This is a genomic window from Actinomadura sp. GC306 (assembly GCF_004348665.1).
Taxonomy (GTDB): Bacteria; Actinomycetota; Actinomycetes; order Streptosporangiales; family Streptosporangiaceae; genus Spirillospora.
The window spans coordinates 1-20433 of record NZ_SMKM01000102.1 but is presented as its reverse complement, the minus strand read 5'-3'; the positions used below and the strand labels follow the sequence as shown (position 1 = coordinate 20433).

The 20433-nt window shown below is 71.7% G+C and carries 19 protein-coding genes; 9 read left to right on the top strand and 10 right to left on the bottom strand.

Features of this window, described 5'->3' with window-relative positions:
- The coding region (locus E1200_RS16460; RefSeq protein WP_207933385.1) for a helix-hairpin-helix domain-containing protein at nt 1-794 on the top strand (794 nt) is incomplete at its 5' end.
- 59 nt (nt 795-853) lie between these two features.
- Here E1200_RS16460 and E1200_RS16455 read toward each other — a convergent pair.
- Nucleotides 854-3001, bottom strand: a complete 2148-nt coding sequence (locus E1200_RS16455) for a (Fe-S)-binding protein (RefSeq protein ID WP_165950335.1) — start codon at nt 2999-3001, stop codon at nt 854-856.
- 305 nt (nt 3002-3306) lie between these two features.
- On the opposite strand from E1200_RS16455, the gene E1200_RS16450 reads away from it, so the two are divergent.
- Nucleotides 3307-3900 carry a TIGR03086 family metal-binding protein gene (locus E1200_RS16450; protein WP_131952902.1) on the top strand — a complete coding sequence of 198 codons (594 nt, stop codon included), beginning with the start codon at nt 3307-3309 and terminating at the stop codon, nt 3898-3900.
- On the opposite strand, the gene E1200_RS16445 is transcribed toward E1200_RS16450, so the two are convergent.
- Nucleotides 3897-5105: an acetyl-CoA C-acetyltransferase gene (locus E1200_RS16445; protein WP_131952901.1), complete on the bottom strand. Its 1209-nt coding sequence runs from the start codon at nt 5103-5105 to the stop codon at nt 3897-3899. The genes E1200_RS16450 and E1200_RS16445 overlap by 4 nt on opposite strands.
- A gap of 197 nt (nt 5106-5302) precedes the next feature.
- Here E1200_RS16445 and E1200_RS16440 point away from each other — a divergent pair, with 197 nt between their 5' ends.
- Together E1200_RS16440 and E1200_RS16435 are read left to right on the top strand one after the other, a co-directional pair.
- Entirely contained in the window at nt 5303-5509 is a 207-nt protein-coding gene (locus E1200_RS16440) for a hypothetical protein (protein WP_131952900.1), read from the top strand.
- 91 nt (nt 5510-5600) lie between these two features.
- On the top strand, nt 5601-7151 hold the full coding sequence (locus E1200_RS16435; RefSeq protein ID WP_131952899.1) for a 3-hydroxyacyl-CoA dehydrogenase: 1551 nt from the start codon (nt 5601-5603) through the stop codon (nt 7149-7151).
- Between the two features lie 48 nt (nt 7152-7199).
- On the opposite strand, the gene E1200_RS16430 is transcribed toward E1200_RS16435, so the two are convergent.
- From E1200_RS16430 to E1200_RS16415, 4 genes are all read right to left on the bottom strand, one after another.
- On the bottom strand, nt 7200-8402 hold the full coding sequence (locus E1200_RS16430) for a CU044_5270 family protein (protein WP_131952898.1): 1203 nt from the start codon (nt 8400-8402) through the stop codon (nt 7200-7202).
- Nucleotides 8399-8965: a sigma-70 family RNA polymerase sigma factor gene (locus E1200_RS16425; RefSeq protein WP_207933384.1), complete on the bottom strand. Its 567-nt coding sequence runs from the start codon at nt 8963-8965 to the stop codon at nt 8399-8401. The genes E1200_RS16430 and E1200_RS16425 overlap by 4 nt, the downstream gene beginning before the upstream one ends.
- A 95-nt stretch (nt 8966-9060) precedes the next feature.
- A complete protein-coding gene (locus tag E1200_RS16420) occupies nt 9061-10224 on the bottom strand; it encodes a CU044_5270 family protein (RefSeq protein ID WP_131952897.1) in 1164 nt (387 codons plus the stop codon).
- 7 nt (nt 10225-10231) lie between these two features.
- Nucleotides 10232-10855, bottom strand: coding sequence for an RNA polymerase sigma factor (locus E1200_RS16415; RefSeq protein WP_131952896.1), 624 nt, complete (start codon nt 10853-10855; stop codon nt 10232-10234).
- A gap of 418 nt (nt 10856-11273) precedes the next feature.
- Here E1200_RS16415 and dnaK point away from each other — a divergent pair, with 418 nt between their 5' ends.
- The 5 genes from dnaK to clpB all read left to right on the top strand — a co-directional run bounded on the left by dnaK (nt 11274) and on the right by clpB (nt 18236).
- Nucleotides 11274-13133 carry a molecular chaperone DnaK gene (dnaK, locus tag E1200_RS16410; RefSeq protein ID WP_131952895.1) on the top strand — a complete coding sequence of 620 codons (1860 nt, stop codon included), beginning with the start codon at nt 11274-11276 and terminating at the stop codon, nt 13131-13133.
- Entirely contained in the window at nt 13127-13780 is a 654-nt protein-coding gene (grpE, locus tag E1200_RS16405) for a nucleotide exchange factor GrpE (protein ID WP_131952894.1), read from the top strand. The genes dnaK and grpE overlap by 7 nt, the downstream gene beginning before the upstream one ends.
- 142 nt (nt 13781-13922) lie before the next feature.
- On the top strand, nt 13923-15092 hold the full coding sequence (gene dnaJ, locus E1200_RS16400; protein WP_131952893.1) for a molecular chaperone DnaJ: 1170 nt from the start codon (nt 13923-13925) through the stop codon (nt 15090-15092).
- A gap of 47 nt (nt 15093-15139) precedes the next feature.
- Nucleotides 15140-15601, top strand: a complete 462-nt coding sequence (locus tag E1200_RS16395) for a helix-turn-helix transcriptional regulator (RefSeq protein WP_131952892.1) — start codon at nt 15140-15142, stop codon at nt 15599-15601.
- Between the two features lie 37 nt (nt 15602-15638).
- Entirely contained in the window at nt 15639-18236 is a 2598-nt protein-coding gene (gene clpB / locus E1200_RS16390; protein ID WP_131952891.1) for an ATP-dependent chaperone ClpB, read from the top strand.
- Between the two features lie 57 nt (nt 18237-18293).
- On the opposite strand, the gene E1200_RS16385 is transcribed toward clpB, so the two are convergent.
- The 4 genes from E1200_RS16385 to E1200_RS16370 are packed head-to-tail and all read right to left on the bottom strand — an operon-like array spanning nt 18294 to nt 20227.
- Nucleotides 18294-18665 (bottom strand): hypothetical protein, encoded by a 372-nt coding sequence (locus tag E1200_RS16385; protein WP_131952890.1) that lies wholly within the window; start codon nt 18663-18665, stop codon nt 18294-18296.
- A gap of 22 nt (nt 18666-18687) precedes the next feature.
- On the bottom strand, nt 18688-19110 hold the full coding sequence (locus tag E1200_RS16380; protein ID WP_243708610.1) for a roadblock/LC7 domain-containing protein: 423 nt from the start codon (nt 19108-19110) through the stop codon (nt 18688-18690).
- A gap of 32 nt (nt 19111-19142) precedes the next feature.
- Complete coding sequence (locus E1200_RS16375) at nt 19143-19778, bottom strand: hypothetical protein (protein WP_131952889.1); 636 nt, start codon at nt 19776-19778, stop codon at nt 19143-19145.
- Between the two features lie 56 nt (nt 19779-19834).
- On the bottom strand, nt 19835-20227 hold the full coding sequence (locus tag E1200_RS16370; protein WP_243708609.1) for a hypothetical protein: 393 nt from the start codon (nt 20225-20227) through the stop codon (nt 19835-19837).
- Between the last annotated feature and the right edge of the window lie 206 nt (nt 20228-20433).

The window sequence follows — 20433 nt, the reverse complement described above, 5'->3', positions numbered from 1 at the left end:
TCCCCGGCCCGCCGCCGGCCTACGCGCATCCGATCGCCGTGCCCGCCGCACGGCGGCGGCCGTGGCCGCTCCGGGCCCTGCTGGTGGCGCTCCCGCTGCTCAGCTTCGGAACCGTGACGTGGGCCCCCTTCGCCTACTTCGCGGCGCGGCGCCGCAGCCCCTTCCTCGCGGTCGCGTCGGCCGCCTACCTCGTCCTGACGCTCGTGTTCTTCGTGGGCGCCAACGAGTCCCACCCGGTGAACATGACCTGGTGGGACCTGCTGATGTTCGTCACGCTCATGGGCACGACGCTCGGCGGCGCCATCCACCTCGCGGTCCTCACCGGGGAGCCGCGGGAGCCCGCGCTGACCGACGAGGCGGCGGTCTTCGGCGTCCCGCTGATCGAACGCAGGGTCCGCCGCGACCAGGCCCGCTCCCTGGTGACGCACTACCCGGCGATCGCGCGGGTGCTCCGCATCGGACGTCCCGACCTGCCCCGCAGGTTCGACGACGGGGGGCTGATCGACGTCAACTCGGCGCCCGAGGGGCTGCTCGCCTCACTGCCCGGCCTGGATTCGTACCACGCGAAGCTGCTCGTGCTGGCCCGGACTGCGCAGGGGTCCTTCGCGTCCGTGGACGACCTCGTCCGCCGGGAGGTCCTGCCCTCGTGGGCGGTGCACGGGCTGCACGACGTCCTGGTCGCCGTCCCTCCCGGCCCGGAAGGCGGCACCGACGGCGAGCTGGAGGGCGACACGGACGTCACGACGGCGAAGCCCACAGCCGCTTACGGGATGCCGCCCGAACCGCCCCGCTGAGCCCCCAAAGCGAAGGACCCCCGGCCGCGTGGCCGGGGGTCCCTGTCGCACGTTGACCGCTACTCGGCGGCGACCGGCTCCTTCTCGGGGGCGCTGCCCTCGCCCTTGACGGAGCGGATCAGGAGCTGCGAGACGTCCACGACCTCCAGGGTCTCCTTGGCGTCGCCCGAGTTCTTCTTCTCGTTGATCGCGTCGCCCAGCATGACCAGGCAGAACGGGCACGCGGTGGAGACGGTGTCGGGATTGGTCTCCAGCGCCTCGTCCACGCGCTCGGTGTTGATGCGCTTGCCGATGCGCTCTTCCATCCACATCCGCGCGCCGCCGGCGCCGCAGCAGAAGCCGCGGTCCTTGTGGCGGTGCATCTCCTGCGTCTTGACGCCGGGGACGGTCGCCATGATGTCGCGCGGCTGCTTGTAGACCTTGTTGTGCCGGCCCAGGAAGCAGGGGTCGTGGTAGGTGATGCTCTCCTCGATCGGCGTGACCGGGGTGAGCTTGCCCTCCTCGACCAGGTGCGCGAGGAGCTGGGTGTGGTGGACGACCTCGTAGTTCCCGCCGATCTGCGGGTACTCGTTGGCCAGGGTGTTGAAGCAGTGCGGGCAGGTCGCGACGATCTTCTTGGCGCCCGCGTCGTTCAGCGTCTCGACGTTCTGCTGGCCGAGCATCTGGAAGACGAACTCCATGCCGAGGCGGCGGGCCGGGTCACCGGAGCACGCCTCCATGGGGCCGAGGACGGCGAACTTGACGCCCGCAATGTGCAGCAGTTCCGCGACGGCCTTCGTGGTCTTCTTCGCGCGGTCCTCCAGGGCGCCGGCGCAGCCGACCCAGAACAGGTACTCGGTGTCCTCGGAGAGCTTGTCGTCGACGACCTCGACCTCGAAGTCCAGCTCCTCGATCCATTCGAGGCGCTTCATCTCGGACATGCCCCACGGGTTGCCCTTGTTCTCCAGGTTCTTCAGCATGACGCCGGCCTCGGACGGGAACGAGGACTCGATCATGACCTGGAAGCGGCGCATGTCCAGGATGTGGTCGATGTGCTCGATGTCGACCGGGCACTGCTCGACGCACGCGCCGCAGTTGGTGCACGACCACAGGACGTCCGGGTGGATGACGCCGTCGTCGCCGACGAGCGCCTTGCCGACCTCCATGGCGAGCTTCTGCTCGTCGGTGAACTTCTCGCGCTCCTCCTCGGAGGCGACCATGTAGGGCGCCTTGGCGAGGGCGTGGTCGCGCAGGTCGAGGACGAGCATCTTCGGCGACAGCGGCTTGCCGGTGTTCCAGGCGGGGCACTGCGACTGGCAGCGACCGCACTCGGTGCAGGTCGCCATGTCGAGGAAGCCCTTCCAGGTGAAGTCCTCGATCTTGCCGCGGCCGAAGACGTCCTCGTCGGGGTCGGCCTCCTCGAAGTCGAGCGGCTTGCCGTCCGACATCATCGGCTGCGCGGCGCCGAGGCCGTCCGGGCGGCGCTTGAACATGACGTTCAGCGGCGCCAGGAAGATGTGCAAGTGCTTGGAGTGGACGACGAAGACCAGGAAGACGAGCGCGACGCCGATGTGCAGCAGCAGCCCGACCGACTCCAGGATTTCGAGGGTGTTGTCGTCCATCCCCTCGAAGAGCCTGCCGGTCAGGTGCGAGAAGTACGCCGCCTCGCTGTAGCCGAAGTTGCCGCGGGCGGCCTCCACGCCGCGGAAGAAGAACATCGTCCAGATCACGTTGAAGATCATGAAGAGCGTGATCCAGGCGCCGGACAGGTGCGAGCCCTTGAACCGGGACCGGCGGCCGATCCGCTTCGGCGAGTTCTTCACGCGGATGGCGGTGAAGGTGATCAGGCCGGCGAGGCAGGCGAGGGCGATGGTGTCCTGCACGAAGCCGATGGGCCCCCAGGTCTGCAGGAACGGGATGTGCGCCTCAAGCCCGAACAGCAGCTGGACGGCCGCTTCCCCGTAGACGGTCGCCAGGAGGAAGAACGCCCACATGACGGCGAAGTGCGCCGCACCGGCGATGGTCCACTTCAGCAGCTTGCGCTGCCCGAAGACCTCGACCGCCTGGCCCTCGACCGCGCCCTTGGGGTCGCGCTTGACCTGCAGCGTCCGCTCGGGATCGGGCTGCCCGCTCTTGGCGATCTTGTAGAGGAACAGCACCCGCCGACCGGCGAGCGCCAGAGCGACCGCCGTTCCGGCGAGCCCAATGACCAACGTGATCCAGAACACTGTTCCGTCCTCCTGGGGTACGGGCGATGGCAGTCAGCGTAGGGCTCGCGACAGACTGCGCTTCATCCGGGGCCCGAATACTACTCGGTAGTAGTTTATGCGTCACATTCGCAGGTCAGCTCACAGTACGGCGATGCCGGGACCATTCGCGCACCCTCCCGCGTTGCGTCACGTCCCCATACCTTATGGATTCCGCATATCGATGGGCACCGGGCGATGAGTACCGAACGGACCACGAGTCCGTATTCGCGGGCGGGATCGGCCCGCCCGTCCGCCACCGGACCGTACGACGAGAGGTGCCCAGCATGACCGCGAAGCCCGACCTCACACCCGCCGCCCGGCGGATGTCCGAGCTGCTCGCGGGCGTCCGCGACGACCGGCTCGCCGCGCCGACCCCGTGCCCGGACATGCCGCTCGGCGCGCTCATCGACCACATCGCCGGGCTGAGCCTGGCGTTCACGTGGGCCGCCGCGAAGCGGTTCCCGGACGGGCCGTCGCAGCCGCCGTCCGCCGACGCGGCGAACCTCCCGCCGGACTGGCGCGCCCGCGTCCCCGAGCGGCTCGACGCGCTCGCCGCCGCCTGGCGCGCCCCCGAAGCCTGGGAGGGGACCACCCAGGCGGGCGGCATCGACATGTCCGGCGAGGAGGCCGGGCACGTCGCGATGAACGAACTCGTCGTGCACGGCTGGGACCTCGCCCGCGCCACCGGCCGGCCCTACGACGCGGGCAAGGACGAGATCGAGACCTGCCTCGCGTTCGTCGGGCCGGCCGTCGAGCAGAGCGGCGGCCAGGGCATCGAGGGCCTCTTCGGCCCGGCCGTGGAGATTTCCGGCGCCGCCCCGGCCCTGGACCAGCTCATGGCCAAGACCGGGCGCGACCCGTCCTGGACGGCGTCCTAGACCTTCTCGAACACCGCCGCCAGGCCCTGGCCACCGCCGATGCACATCGTTTCGAGGCCGTAGCGGGCGTCGCGGCGCTGCATCTCGCGGGCGAGGGTGGCGAGGATGCGGGCGCCGGTGGCGCCGACCGGGTGGCCGAGGGAGATGCCGGAGCCGTGGACGTTGACCCGGTCCCAGTCGGCGTCCTTGAGGTCCCACTCGCGGGCGACGGCGAGGGCCTGCGCGGCGAACGCCTCGTTCAGCTCGATGAGGTCGACGTCGGCGAGGGTGATCCCCGCCCGGTCCAGGGCCTTGGCGGTGGCCGGGACGGGGCCGATGCCCATCGTGCGGGGCGGGACGCCGGCGCGGGCCCACGAGACGAGCCGCACCAGCGGGCGGAGGCCCAGCTCGGCGGCGCGCTCGGGGGTGGTGACGATGCACGCGGCGGCGGCGTCGTTCTGGCCGCTGGCGTTGCCCGCGGTGACCGTGGCCTGGTCGTCGGACTTCCCGAGGACGGGCCGGAGCTTCGCCAGCCCTTCGACGGTCGTGTCGGGGCGCGGGTGCTCGTCGGTGTCCACGACGGTGTCGCCCTTACGCGACCGGATGGTCACCGGGACGATCTCCTCGTCGAAAACCCCCGACTGCTGCGCGGCGACGGCGCGCTGGTGGGAGCGCACGGCCAGCTCGTCCTGCTCCTCGCGTCCGATGCCGTACTCGCGGCGCAGGTTCTCGGCGGTCTCCAGCATCCCGCCGGGGACGGGATATCCGGCGCCGCCCGCGGTGACGCGGCCGCGGGCCAGCGCGTCGTGCAGTTCGAGGGACGGCCCGCGCACCCCCCAGCGCGCCTGCGTCGTGTAGAAGGGCGCGTTGCTCATGCTCTCCGCGCCGCCCGCGATGACGACGTCGCTGACGCCGAGCTGGACCTGCATGGCGGCGTCGAGGACGGCCTGCAGCCCGGAACCGCAGCGCCGGTCGAGCTGGGTGCCGCCGACCTCGATGGGCAGCCCGGCGTCCAGCGCGGCGACGCGGCCGATGGCGGGGGCGTCGGCCGACGGGTAGCAGTGGCCGAGGATCACCTCGTCGACCGCGTCCCCGGGCACGCCCGCGCGTTCGACGAGCGCGCGGATGACGGTCGCGGCGAGCTCGACGGGCGGGACGGACTTCAGGACCCCGCCGAACCGGCCGATCGGGGTACGCAGCGGCTCGCAGACGACCGCTTCACGCATGGGTGCTCCTCAACTCGACGTCTGGCGCACTTGGCAGGCTACGAGCAGGTTATGCGGTTCGCCCGGATCGCTGGCGTGCGGGCTTCCGCCCGGCGGAGGATGTGGATGCGGCCGCCTCGGTGAGGAGGGCCGCGGCCGGGGTAGCACCCGGCGGGAGCGTCCCACCCCGTGGAAGCGGAGAACAGGAGAGGGCGGACATGGCGACGAGGCTGCTGAAGATGCTGATCGCGGCGCTGGCGTTCCTGGCACCGGCGGCACCGGCCGTGGCGCTGGCCGGGACGCTGGGGGCCACCGCCGTCGTGACGGCCGGGTGCGGCGCCGGCGAGAACGGCGAGGACGGCGGCGACCAGGACGACGGAGACCAGCAGGACGACCAGAACGACGACGACGGCGACGACGACTGATCCGCACGCCGTGCGGGCGGCCCGCGGGGCCGCGCCTACTATCGTGCCGGGGCGCGGCCGCCGGCCCGTCCCGCGGGACGGAGGAGGCGGCATGGCGGAACGCGCGGGGCAGTGGGCACGGGACGTGCGGACGATCCGGGTGATCGGCGCCGGGGTGATGGGGCGCGGCATCGCGCAGCTCGCGGCGGCGGGCGGGCTGACCGTGGAGATCGCCGACGTGCGCACCGAGGCGGTGCAGGACGCGGTCGTCAACATCTGCGGCATGTACGACAAGCTGGTTGCGAAGGGCCGGATGACCGCGGCGGACGCCGCGGCGGCGAAGGAGCGGCTGCACCCGGTCGGCGAGCCGATGACGCCTTTCCAGGAGTGCGACCTCGTCATCGAGGCCGTCCGGGAGGACATGGAGACCAAGCGGGAGCTGTTCTCGACCCTGGAGAAGGTCTGCCCCGAGCACACGATCCTTGTCACCAACACCAGTTCGCTGCCGGTTACGTCGATCGCGGCCGTGCTGAACGATCCGTCCCGGGTGGCGGGCCTGCACTTCTTCAACCCGGTGCCGCTGATGCGCCTCGTCGAGGTGATCCCCGGGGCGCGCACCGCCGAGTGGATCCCGGACGCGCTGACCGACCTGGTGAGGCGTCTCGGTCACGAACCGGTGCTCGCGCCGGACGCACCCGGGTTCCTCGTCAACCACGCTGGGCGGGGGCTGACGACGGAGGCGCTGCAGATCCTCTCCGAGGGGGCCGCCGAACCCGTGGACATCGACCGCATCGCGCGGGACGTCCTCGGCCTGAAGATGGGGCCGTGCGAGCTACTCGACCTCACGGGGCTGGACGTGTCGCACCCGGTGATGGAGTCCATCTGGACGGGCTTCTACACGGAGCCGCGGTTCCGTCCGTCCAGGATCGGGCGGGCACGTGCCGAAGCGGGCCTGCTCGGACGCAAGACCGGCGAGGGCTTCTACAAGTACGTGGACGGGGCCAAGCAGGAGCCGCCCGAGATCACGGCCCCGAACGTGGAGGCCCGCCCCATCTGGGTACACGGCGATGTCCGCGAAGAGCTCGGGGCGTTGCTGTCGACGTCCGGAACGGAGGTCGAGTCCGGCGAGCGGCCCTCCAGCCAGGCGATCGTGCTTGCGGCGCCGTTCGGGCGCAGCACGGTCGACACCGCCCTCGCCGAAGACCTCCCCCTAGAGCGCACCCTGGGCATTGACCCGCTCGGTGGGTTCTTCACCCGGCTGACCGTGGCCGTGCATCCCGGGCTCGACAAGGACGCAGGGCGAGCCGGCCTCGCGGCCCTCGCCGCCACAGGACGAGCCGTCACCGTCGTCAGGGACGCCCACGCCCCCGTCGCCCAACGGCTGCTCGCGTCGATCGTGAACGTCGGCTGCGGGATCGCCGAGCAGCGGCTCGCCCTCCCCGAGGACATCGACACCGCCGTCCGGCTCGGCCTCGGCTACCCGCGCGGCCCGCTGGAATGGGGCGAGCACGCCGGGGCCGACCGCGTCCTGGCGATCCTGCGCGGCCTGCACGCCTCCACCGGCGACCCGCGCTACCGCCCGAGCGCCTGGCTCGCCGAACGCGCCGCCCTCGGCCTCCCCCTGACCCACACCGGCACGTCCCCGGCCGACCTCACCGCCTGACGCCCGGAACGGCCCCCGTCCACCGGACGGGGGCCTCCGGAGCCCGGCTCAGTAGGGCAGCGTGGCGGGCGGCTTCGGCTTGTCGTCGGTCCACTTCGCGGAGCGGACGCTCTGGTGCTCGATGACGAAGCCGGGCCTCATCTCGGCGTACCGGCCGCCGGGCACGGTCAGCTGGTCGAACCGCGACAGCAGCGCGCCGGTGCGCTCATCGAAGACGATCACCGTGCGGGAGCGGTAGGTGCCGCGCTCGGCCTCCGGTCCATCGGTGACGGTGACGGCCCGGTCGGCGGTGGCGAGGGCGACGCCCCGGCGGCCCAGCGGGTCGGTGACGTGGCCGATGGCGTGGACGCCCGGCTGGCCGGCCAGCGCCCGCATCAGCCCGGCCTGGACCCCGGGCGGCAGCGGGTTCGTCCCCAGCATCGACGCCACCCGCGCGACCTTGGCGTCCGGTGCGGCCGCCCGGCCCGCCGGCCCCGGTCCCTTCCCCGGCGGGACACCGGCCGCCTTACCGATCTCCGGCTCGCTCAGGAACATGTCGGTGAGCCTGGCCGGGGCGGTCGGCAGCTTCCGCAGCTCCTTGATCGACCTGCCCTCCAGGAACCTGCCGCCCCCGTCGGGGTCCTTGCCGGCCTCCGGGCCGCCGGACCGCCACGGCGTCGGTTCCTTCGTGTAGACGGTGACGGAGGGCCCGTCGGACGACACCGGAAAGGACGACGGCGAACCGGCCTTGCGCCACAGCGCCTCGTCCCGCGGCGTCTGCGGCCGGGCCGGCAGGTCGCGGACGTAGTACGCCTCGCCCATCCCCTGCTCCGCGCCGCGCCAGCTGAACGACTCGCCGTGCGCACCGGTGATCGCGTAGCTCCCGGTCGCGGCGCGCATGACGTACGACTGCCCCTGGACGATGTCGGAGTACCAGTACTTGCCGGTCGGCTGGGCCTCGGCCTGCTCCGCCGCCGCCAGCACGGCCCGCTTGCCCAGCTCGACGGTCGCCGGGGTGCCCGGGGACGCCGGGGAACCGGGCCCGATCACCGCGATCGCGACCGCTGCCGCGGCACCGGCGGCGAGGACTCCTGCCCCGGCCATCCAGCGGACGGGCCGACGCCGCCCCGTCGACCGCACCGGCTCCCGATCCGCCCCGAGCGCCCGCGCGAGGTCGCGGTCCCGGCGGGCGCGGGCCGCGGCCGGGTCGGCCGGGGGGTCGAGCTGCTCGGGCCGCGCCGCGGACAGCGACTTCATCACGTCGTGCTTCATCGGACCGCCTTCTTTTTCGGGGTGAGCAGGGTTGGGGCGTGCGTCACCGCGGGGCTGGGCGCCCGCGCCTCGGCGGCCAGCGCGCGCTCCAGCCGGCGCCGCGCGCGGTGCAGCCGCACGTAGAACGCGGCCTTCGAGCAGCCGACGACCTGCGCCGCCTCGTCCGGCGTGAGCTCGTGCCAGGCGACGAGCGTCAGCAGCTCGCGGTCGGCGTCGGGCAGGGCCGCCAGCGCCCGCAGCATCCCGGCGCGCTCGGCCACCGCGTCCGCGACGTCGCCGGCGGGCGGCTGCCCGGCCGCCCAGGTCCGCAGCTCGCGGGCCAGCTCGTCCTGCCGTCCCTGCGCCCGGTAGGACTCGCGCAGCAGGTTGCGGGCGATGCCGAACAGCCAGGGCAGCGGTTCGTCCGGCAGGTCGCGGATGCGCCGCCAGGCGACGCAGAACGCCTCACTCGTGATCTCTTCGGCGGCCTGCGCGCCGGCCCGGCTCACGACGTACGCGTGGACGCGCGGATGGTGCGCGTCGTACAGCGCCGTGAACCGGGCGGCGTCTTCGGAATCCGACAAGGTCTGCGCCCTTCGTCCGGGAGTTAGTCACCTGGGAAGTGGCCGCACCCCGCCGCTTCTTACCAGAGCCTCCGAAAAGCCCGGAAGAACACCGGTCAGCGGGACCGGAAGGGCAGTTCCTCGGGCGGCTTCGGCTTGGTGTCCGTCCATCCCGAGTCGAGGATCAGGCTGAAGCGGAGCACGAACCCGGGATCGCGGTCGCGGTAGGGGCCGCCGGGCCTCGTCAGCACGGTCTGCACGGCGAGCATCTCCCCGGTCCGCTCATCGAAGACGATCTCCTTGCGGCTGTCGTAGTCTCCGCGTTCCTCGGCGGGCGCGCCCTGCGCGGCGGTGACATGCGTGGTCTTCAGGCCGACGGCCAACGCGACGCCCTCGCGCCCCAGCGAGTCGGTCACGCCGTCGATCGCCTTCACCCAGGGCTGCGCGGCGAGCGCCCGCATGAGACCGGCCCTGAACGCCGGCGGCATGGGCTTGGTCTGCAGGAGCGCCGCGACCACGGTGAGCTTGTCGAGGGGGGTCATCGAGCGCCGTTCGGGAATTCCGTGCTCCTTCTTGAACCGCTCCTTCTCCTCCGGGGACAGGAGGTGGAAGTACAGGTTGCCCGAGGCCAGCAGGTCGGCCAGTTCACCGGCGTCGGTCGGCAGCCGCTCGGCCTCCTCGAAGGTCCTGCCGCCGATCCAGGCACCGTCGCCCCTCCGGGACGGATCCCAGGACCTCCACCGCGTCACGCCCTGGTCGTAGGTGAAGAGGCGCTCGCCGTCCCAGACCTTGAACTCCGACGGCGACCCGGCCTTCTTCCACAGCGCCTCGTCCTGCGCCGTCAGCGGCCTGGACGGCAGGTTCCGGTTGTAGGTGCCCGGGCCCGCGTCCGGCTCGGCCCCGATCCACATGAACCCTTCCTCCGGGGCCGCGACGATCGCGTAGTCACCGGTTTCGGACCGGACGATCAACGATCGTCCCGAGGTGCCGTGGTAGAACCAGAAGTCGCCGGTCGGCTGCGCCTCCGCGCGCTCCGCCGCCGCCAGGACGGCCCGCTTGCCCAGATCCGCGGGTGCGGAAGGCGACGCCGGCGTCCCTGAGCCGGTCGCCGCGATCGCGACGGCGGCGGCCGCCCCGGCGGCGACCAGGCCGAACCCCGCCTTGAGCCGCCATCCGCGCCGGGCGCGGCGGGGTGGCGACTCCTCGAACATCCGGGCTCGGGCCTCGGTCATCTCGCGCAGCGTCGGCGGCTCGGGCTCGCCGTACGCCTCCTTTACCATCCGCAGCTCATCCACGGTCGTCCTCCAGATCACGCATCGGGTTCATTCCGCCCAGCGCCTCACGTGCCTTGCGCCTGGCCCGGCTGAGCCGCGAGCCGACCGTCCCGTACGGGATGCCGAGCGCGGCGGCGACCTCCTCGTGGCTGAAGTCGGCGAGTGCGACGAGCAGCAGGACGTCCCGGTCCCCGGCCGTCAGCGCGGCGATCGCGCCGGCCAGGCGTCCTCGCAGGCCGTGGGCGCTGACCTGGTCGTCCACCCGGTCGGCGTGCCCTTCGTGCTGCCGTGCGAGGTCGAGCCGCGCGCGGGCGTGCAACCCGCGCACCTCGGTGCGTTTGTGCTTGCCGATGACCTTGGTCGCGATGCCGTACAGCCAGGTCCGCACGGCCGCCCGGGACGCGTCGTAGCGGTCCCGGCGGCGGAACGCCTCCAGGAAGGTCTGCGCGGCGATGTCGGATGCGGCGTCCGGACCGAGCCTTTTCGCGGCGTACCCGTGGATCTCGGCGAAGTAGGCGTCGAAGATCTCCCCGAACCGCTGGGGATCGTCCAGGGACATCCGCAACAGGGCGGCGTCGTCCGCCCGCCCCCGCCCCCCGTCGCGGGGCGGGTCGGCGGTGAGGGGCTCTCCTGCCATGTGGTGCCTTCCGTAGCGGAAAGGGTGCTCGCGTACGTATCACCCGCACCCGCGATCTACTTTCACGCTCTGCCGACACGGCCGACCGGTGGGTTCTTCCGAGCAGCGGGGTTCGTCCGAGCGGCGCGGGGTCGGACGGCGAGTCCTACTCGGGGTGGACGGGCGGGCGGTTCGGGTCCTCCGGAGGGGCGAACTCTCGTTTGGGAGCGTCCGCGAGGGAACCGGAATAGACGGCTCAATCGTCCTGTTGTAGAGGACGTCAGCAAAGTTGAGCCGACCCGACTCAAGTCATTTGACAACGAGACGGCGGCGAGGCAACCTTGCGGACAGCGACGAACCGGCCGCGCCCCCGGGGGCGACCGGGGGCAGAGCACAACCGGAAACTCGCTGAACACGGGAAACGACGGAGGACGAGAACATGGCACGTGCGGTCGGCATCGACCTCGGGACGACCAACTCGGTCGTCGCGATTCTGGAGGGCGGCGAGCCCACCGTCATCGCGAACGCGGAGGGGTCGCGGACCACGCCGTCCGTCGTCGCCTTCGCCAAGAACGGTGAGGTCCTGGTGGGCGAGGTCGCCAAGCGCCAGGCGGTGACCAACGTCGACCGGACGATCCGTTCGGTCAAGCGGGAGATGGGCACCGACTGGAAGACCACGATCGACGGCAAGGACTTCAACCCGCAGCAGATGAGCGCGTTCGTGCTGCAGAAGCTCAAGCGCGACGCCGAGGCGTACCTGGGCGAGACCGTCACCGACGCGGTCATCACCGTTCCCGCGTACTTCTCCGACCACCAGCGCCAGGCGACCAAGGAGGCCGGCCAGATCGCGGGGCTGAACGTCCTGCGCATCATCAACGAGCCGACCTCGGCCGCGCTGGCGTACCACCTGGAGAAGGAGAACGAGGCCACGATCCTGGTCTTCGACCTGGGCGGCGGCACGTTCGACGTGTCCCTGCTCGAAGTCGGCGACGGCGTGGTCGAGGTGAAGGCCACCAGCGGTGACAACCACCTGGGCGGCGACGACTGGGACGACAAGGTCGTCCAGTGGCTGGTCGAGAAGTTCAAGAACGCCAACGGCGTCGACCTGGGCAAGGACAAGATGGCCCTCCAGCGGCTGCGCGAGGCCGCGGAGAAGGCGAAGATCGAGCTGTCCAGCTCGACCGAGACGCAGATCAACCTGCCCTACATCACCGCCTCCAGCGAGGGCCCGCTGCACCTGGACGAGAAGCTCACCCGCGCCGAGTTCCAGCGGATGACCTCCGACCTGCTCGACCGGACCAAGGCGCCGTTCAACTCGGTGCTCAAGGACGCCGGCATCTCGGTCAACGAGATCAACCAGGTCGTCCTGGTCGGCGGCTCGACCCGGATGCCCGCGGTGTCCGACCTGGTCAAGGAGATGACCGGCAAGGAGCCGAACAAGGGCGTCAACCCGGACGAGGTCGTCGCGATCGGCGCCAGCCTCCAGGCCGGCGTGCTGAAGGGCGAGGTCAAGGACGTCCTGCTGCTGGACGTGACCCCGCTGAGCCTCGGCATCGAGACCAAGGGCGGCATCTTCACCAAGATCATCGAGCGGAACACCACGATCCCGACCAAGCGGTCGGAGACGTTCACCACCGCCGACGACAACCAGCCGTCCGTGGAGATCCAGGTCTACCAGGGCGAGCGCGAGATCGCGGCGTACAACAAGAAGCTCGGCACCTTCCAGCTCACCGGCCTGCCGCCGGCGCCGCGCGGCGTCCCGCAGATCGAGGTCACCTTCGACATCGACGCGAACGGCATCGTGAACGTCAGCGCGAAGGACCAGGGCACCGGCAAGGAGCAGTCGATGGTCATCACGGGCGGCAGCGCGCTGCCCAAGGACGACATCGACCGCATGATGCGCGACGCCGAGGAGTACGCCGAGGAGGACCGCCGGCGCAAGGAGGAGGCCGAGGTCCGCAACCAGGCCGACACCCTCGCGTACTCGACCGAGAAGTTCCTGCGGGAGAACGACGAGAAGGTCCCCGCGGAGCTGAAGACCGAGGTCGGCGACGCGGTCGCCGAGGTGAAGAAGGCCCTGGAGGGCACCGACGTCGACGCCATCAAGACCAGCGCCGAGAAGCTCGCGCAGGTCAGCCAGAAGATGGGCGCCGCGATGTACGCGCAGAACCCCGAGGGCGCGCAGCCGGGCGGCGACGCCGGCCCGACCGCCGACGCCCAGGGCGGCGACCAGCAGGACGACGAGGTCGTCGACGCCGAGATCGTGGACGACGAGAAGCCGAAGGGTGATGCATCGTGACGCCCTCCCCAGACGAGGGCGAGGAGAAGGAGGGCCCGGTGATCCGCGACAAGCGGCGCATCGATCCCGAGACGGGGCAGGTCCGGGTGACCGGCGAGTCCGGGGCGCAGGCGGCCGAGTCGCCCGCCCCGGAGGCCCCGGCGGACGAGGGCGCCAAGGCCGGCGACGAAGAGGTCGCCGCGCTGCAGAAGCAGGTGACCGAACGCATCGCCGACCTGCAGCGGCTGAAGGCCGAATACGACAACTACCGCAAGCGCGTCGAGCGCGACCGGGTCGCGGTCCGGGAGCAGGCCCTCGGGCAGGTGCTGTCCGAGCTGCTCCCGGTGCTGGACGACATCGGCCGTGCCCGCGAGCACGACGAGCTCCACGGCGGGTTCCGGTCCGTGGCCGAGAGCCTTGAGGCCATCACGGGCAAGCTCGGCCTGGAGCGGTACGGCGAGAAGGGCGAGCCCTTCGACCCGACCGTGCACGAGGCGCTCATGCACTCGCTCTCGCCCGATGTGACCGAGACGAGTGTCGTGGACGTCCTCCAGCCCGGTTACCGCATCGGCGAGCGGATCCTGCGGGCCGCGCGCGTGGCGGTGGCCGATCCCGACCCGGACGCCGGCGGCGGGAGCGGCGGCGACGCGGGCGGCGACGGCGAGTGATCCCCGGCTCCGCGCCGAGGGATCTGGGGGCGGCACGCCCCCGGAAGGACCCGGTGTCCCGTCCCGGCCACCACGGCCGGGACGGGGCCGCCGGGGCACGTGAAGACATGTGGCAAGTGGCGATAGCAGAAGGCGGGGCGCCGTGAGCACCAAGGACTACCTGGAGAAGGACTACTACAAGGTCCTCGGTGTCGCGAAGACGGCCTCGCAGGAGGAGATCAAGAAGTCGTACCGGAAGCTGGCGCGCAAGTACCACCCGGACGCGAACAAGGGCGACGCCGACGCCGAGGACCGCTTCAAGGAGGTCTCCGAGGCGTACGACGTCCTCTCCGACGAGAAGCGCCGCAAGGAGTACGACGCGGTGCGGTCCATGCCGGGCGGCTTCCGCGGCCAGCAGGGCGGCGGCTTCCCGTTCGACCTCGGCGACCTGTTCGGCCAGCCGGGGGGCGGCGGGACGCAGACCGGCGGCACCGGCGAGCGCATCGGCGACCTGTTCGGCGGGCTGTTCGGCCGCGGCGGCGGGCGCACCACCGGGACGACGCGGCGCGCGCGGCGCGGCGCGGACGTCGAGACCGAGGTGACGCTGTCGTTCGGCCGCTCGATGAACGGCGTGACCGTGCCGATCAAGCTGACGAGCGAGGCGGCGTGCAACGCGTGCCGCGGGACCGGCGCCAAGGCCGGCACCGTGCCGCGGGTGTGCCCGAACTGCGAGGGCACCGGCCACGAGACCCGCAACCTCGGCAACTTCGGCTTCCAGGAGCCGTGCAAGGACTGCCACGGGCGGGGCCTCGTCGTCGACGACCCGTGCCCCGTCTGCCACGGCAGCGGCCGGGCCACCGGCACCCGCACGATCCAGGCGCGGATCCCGGCGGGCGTCGCCGACGGGCAGAAGATCCGGCTGAAGGGCAAGGGCGCGCCGGGCGAGAACGGCGGGCCGCAGGGCGACCTGTACGTCAACATCAAGGTGCTTCCGCACAAGGTGTTCGGCCGCAGCGGCGACAACCTCACGCTGAGCGTCCCGGTGACGTTCCCGGAGGCGGCGCTCGGCGCGGAGATCCGGGTGCCGACGTTCCAGGGCCAGCCGGTGACGCTCCGGCTGCCGGAGGGCACCCCGAACGGCCGCACGTTCCGCGTGAAGGGCCGCGGCGCCCCCCGGCGCGACGGCACCAAGGGCGACCTGCTCGTCACCGTCGACGTCCAGGTCCCGCAGAAGCTCGACGACCAGGCGCGGGAGGCGCTCGCCCGGCTGCGCGAGGCGAACTCCGGCGACGACCTCCGCGCGGACCTCCTCCAGCAGGCCAAGACGGAGTGACGACATGAGCGGACGCGTTGTCTCCCGGCGGATGAACGGAGGTGGCCATGAAGACCGACCCGTTCGGTGACGACACTCCGGTCTACGTCATCTCGGTGGCGGCGCAGCTGTCCGGGCTGCATCCGCAGACGCTCCGGACCTACGACCGAATGGGCCTCGTGTCCCCCGGCCGGACGGCCGGGCGGGGCCGCCGCTACTCGATGCGCGACATCGTGATGCTCCGCGAGATCCAGCGGCTCTCGCAGGAAGAGGGCATCAACCTGTCCGGTATCAAGCACATCCTGGAGCTGCAGCGCGACAACGTGCGGCTCCGGGAAGAGCTCGCGAAGGCGCACGCCGCGCTGGAGGAGCTCGCCAAGGAACTCGAATCGACCCGATCCGTCGCGGCGCGGCTGGCGCAGCAGCGCCGCAGGCACGCGGACGAGGGCGGCACCCCCGGGGCCGACCTGGTGCCCATCAGGCACACGAGCGTCGTGGTGTGGCACGAACGCAACCGGGACCAGAGCTGAACATCACCGCTTCTCACAACACGGGGGCTGGGGACACATGGACTACAAACTGACGCAGAAGAGCCAGGAAGCGGTGTCGGTCGCGGTCCGGCGGGCCGCGGCGGAGGGACACCCCGAGGTGGAGCCGCAGCACCTGCTGGTGGCGCTGATCGGGCTGGCGGACGGGACGGCCGTCCCGCTGCTGGAGGCCGTCGGCGCCGACTGGCAGGCGATCCGGCGGCAGGCCGAGGAGCAGCTCGCCGCCAAGCCGAAGGCGCAGGGCTCCACGGTCGCGACGCCGCGCCTGTCGGGGCAGCTCCAGCGGTCGATCAGCACCGCGGGGCACCGCGCGGAGCAGCTTGAGGACGACTACGTCTCGACCGAGCACCTGCTGGTCGGGCTGGCGGCCGACGGCGGCCCGGTCGCGGGCCTGCTGAAGGAGTACGGCGCGACGCCGCAGGCGCTGCTGGACGCGTTCGAGAAGGTGCGCGGGCACGCCCGCGTCACCAGCGAGAACCCGGAGGGCACCTACCAGTCGCTGGAGAAGTACGGCGTCGACCTGACGGCCGCGGCCCGCGACGGCCGGCTCGACCCGGTGATCGGGCGCGACGCGGAGATCCGCCGGGTCGTGCAGGTGCTGTCGCGGCGGACGAAGAACAACCCGGTGCTCATCGGCGAGCCCGGCGTCGGCAAGACCGCCGTGGTGGAGGGCCTGGCGCAGCGCATCGTCGCGGGGGACGTCCCCGAGTCGCTGCGCGGCAAGCGCCTCGTGTCGCTCGACCTCGGCGCGATGGTCGCGGGCGCGAAGTACCGCGGCGAGTTCGAGGAGCGGCTGAAGGCCGTCCTGCACGAGATCAAGGAGAGCGAGGGGCAGGTCGTCACGTTCATCGACGAGCTGCACACCGTCGTCGGGGCGGGCGCGGCCGAGGGCGCGATGGACGCCGGCAACATGCTGAAGCCGATGCTGGCCCGCGGCGAGCTGCGGATGATCGGCGCGACGACGCTGGACGAGTACCGCGAGCGGATCGAGAAGGACGCGGCGCTGGAGCGCCGGTTCCAGCAGGTGTTCGTCGGCGAGCCGTCCGTGGCGGACACGATCGCGATCCTGCGCGGGCTGAAGGGCCGCTACGAGGCGCACCACAAGGTGCAGATCAACGACTCGGCGATGGTGGCGGCGGCGACGCTGTCCGACCGCTACATCACCTCCCGGTACCTGCCGGACAAGGCGATCGACCTGGTGGACGAGGCCGCGTCCCGGCTGCGCATGGAGATCGACTCCCGGCCCGTCGAGATCGACGAGCTGCAGCGCACCGTCGACCGCCTCAAGATGGAGGAGATGAACCTCTCCAAGGAGACCGACGAGGCGTCCCGGCAGCGGCTCGACAAGCTCCGCGCCGACCTGGCCGACAAGCAGGAGCACCTGACCGGGCTCGTCGCGCGCTGGGACAAGGAGAAGGCCAGCCTGAACCGCGTCGGCGAGATCAAGGAGCGGATCGACCAGCTCCGCGGGGAGGCGGAGCGCGCCCAGCGCGACGGCGACCTGGAGACGTCCGCGCGGCTGACCTACGGCGAGATCCCGCAGCTGGAGAAGCAGCTGGAGGAGGCGTCGGAGGCGGCCGAGAACCGCGACGCGATGGTCAAGGAGGAGGTCGGCCCCGACGACGTCGCCGACGTGGTCGCGCTGTGGACGGGCATCCCCGCGGGCCGGCTGCTCGAAGGGGAGACGGCGAAGCTGCTGCGGATGGAGGAGGAGCTCGGCCGGCGGCTGATCGGGCAGTCCACCGCCGTCCGGACGGTGTCGGACGCGGTGCGCCGCGCCCGCGCGGGCATCGCCGACCCGGACCGCCCGACCGGCTCGTTCCTGTTCCTCGGCCCGACCGGCGTGGGCAAGACCGAGCTGGCGAAGGCGCTCGCGGAGTTCCTGTTCGACGAGGAGCGGGCGATGACCCGCATCGACATGAGCGAGTACTCCGAGAAGCACAGCGTGGCGCGGCTGGTCGGCGCCCCGCCCGGCTACGTCGGCTACGAGGAGGGCGGGCAGCTCACCGAGGCCGTGCGGCGCCGCCCGTACTCGGTGGTCCTGCTGGACGAGGTGGAGAAGGCGCACCCGGAGGTCTTCGACATCCTCCTGCAAGTCCTGGACGACGGCCGCCTCACCGACGGGCAGGGCCGCACGGTCGACTTCCGCAACACGATCCTGATCCTCACGTCGAACATCGGCTCGCAGTTCCTGGTCGACCCGACGCTGGAGAACGGCCCGAAGCGCGAGGCGGTCTGGAACGCGGTGCGGAACTCGTTCAAGCCGGAGTTCCTCAACCGGCTGGACGACGTGATCCTGTTCGACTCGCTGTCCACCGCCGAGCTGACGAAGATCGTCGACCTGCAGGTCGACCAGCTCGCGGCGCGGCTCGCCGAGCGGCAGCTCACGCTCAAGGTGACCGACGCGGCCCGCGAGTGGCTGGCGCTGACCGGCTACGACCCGCTGTACGGGGCGCGGCCGCTGCGCCGCCTCGTGCAGACGGCCATCGGCGACCAGCTCGCCCGCGAGCTCCTCTCGGGCGGGATCATCGACGGCGACGAGGTGGTCGTCGACCTGGACGAGACCGCCGACAAGCTGACCGTCCGGTCCACCCGCGGCGTGCCCCTCGTCAAGTAGGCCCGTGCCCGCCGTCCCCTCGCCGGGGACGGCGGGCACGCGCGTGCCGGGCCTCGGTCAGATCTCCAGGTTCTCCTCGATGTCGCGGAGCCGGTGGCGGGCGAGGGCGAGGTTGGCGCGGGCGCGGTCGAGCGCCATGTAGAGGAACAGGCCCTTGCCCTTGCGCCCGGTCACCGGGCGGATGATGTGGTACTGGCTGGAGATGCTGATGAGGATGTCCTCGATCTCCTCCTTGATGCCGAGCTGCTCCATGGTGCGGAGCTTCGCCCGCACGACCTCGGTGTTCCCGGCCGCCGCGACCTGCAGGTCGAGCGCCTTGGAGCTGCCGAGCTGGCCGAGCGCCATTCCGCTGTTGTAGTCGACGACGGCGACACCGATCGCCCCGTCGATGGACATCATGTCCTTCAGCGCGAGATCCAGGTTGGACATGCGTGCTCCCCTTCCGTGGTTGTCATGTGCGGTGGTTCGTCTTGCGCGGTTCGGTGAGGTGCGCGGCGATCGCGCGGGCGGCGGGCCGGGACTCCAGGTGGAGCCGCCCGACGTTGACGGCCGGCCCGGCGAGGACGGTGAGGGACGCGGTCGGCCCCGCGGCGTAGATCACGACGTAGCCGTCCACGCCGCGGATCACGACCTCGTGGAACGCGCCGCCGTGCGCGGTCTGCGCGATGCGGTGCGCCAGCGACAGCCCGGTCGCGGTCACCGCCGCCATCCCGGACGGTTCGACGGAACCGGGCAGGTCGTGCGCGATGAGCAGGCCGTCCGCCGACGCGACCAGGGTCCCGGTGAGCTGCGGTATGCGGGCCCGCAGCAGCTTCAGCTCGGCCGTCACCTCGGCCTCCGGCAGCCGCACCGCCGGCGCCGCTCGTTTCGCCACCTTCGTCAGCCTTTCGATCAGGGTCCACACGGTCAGCCGAGTTCCACGAGCGCCGTCCGGAGCCGGATGAGCAGGTCATGGTCGGCCGGTGCCCACTCGGCCGGGATCTCCGGCCGCGGCGCCGGCTCGGGCCTCGGGGTCGCGGTCCGCAGCAGCGCCGCCGCGGCGAGGCCGCGGACGGCGAGCAGGCAGGCGAAGGCCGTCCGGCCGAGGTCCGCCGCCAGTCGCGCCGGTGTCCGCGTCCCGTCGGCGTTGAGCAGGATCTCCGCCTGGAGGCCGGTGAGGATGACGCGCTGCCGCCGGACGCGCCGGACGGGCTCGACCGGCGCGACGTCCACCGCCCCGTCCGGCCAGGCGGCGTCCAGCAGCCCGCGCCGCCTGCGCTGCTCGTGCACGAGCGTCGCCACGGTGACCTCCGGGGACGTCCCGGCGACGGGCTCCTCGGTGAAGACCGGGTCGGCGTCCGAGCCGAGCAGGAAATAGGCGGCGTCGAACAGCGAGAGCAGCGCCGCCAGTTCGGGATCGTGCCCGCCGGCGCCGGGCGCGTGCCGGCTTTCGGCACCGATGACGAGCCCCCGGCGGATATGGAACGCGCCCTCCGCCCCGACGCGCAGCGAGCCGGTGCCGCGCGCCCGCTCCAGCGAACCGAGGACTTCTGGAATATCCACCACGTCAGCCGTCCGTCATTTCATCTCCGGCATTTCTGTTCCGCCCCTGAAGCCCGTCACCGGCCGGATAATCCCGGCTCCGTCATCTCGTCGACCAGCCCGCGCATCCGGAGCCGGGCGAGCGCGAGATTCCCCTTTTCCCGGTCGAGCAGCAAATGGACGAACAGATGGCCGTCGAGATCCGCTCCCGTGAGGGCCAACAGGTGATATCCGTCGGTGCCGCAGACGATGATCTCCTCCACGTCGTCGCCCACCGCGGTGGCGCTGAGCGCCGGCGAGGTCAGCACGGCCCGCACCACGTCGGTCGCGCCGGCGGCGTCCTCGTGCTGGTCCACGAGGTCCTCCCGGCCCGCGGCGGCCACCGCGAGCCCGCTGGCGCAGTCCACCAGCGTGACCCGCTGCGCGCCCGGGATCGCCATCATCCGCGCAAGGCAGTCGTCAATGCGCACGCCCATTCCCCCACCGAATGAGAGTTGCAGGAACTCGACCTTAGACCGAACTTCACCCCACGCAAGGCCAATCAGTTAAATCCCCATGACTCCGAACGAGCGGGACATAAATACCACCAAGTATCCACACCGGTCATCCCCCATATAGCAACCCATCCCCCGATTTGAGGTGTCTTTTCCTCCCCCAATCAAGGACACCCACAACC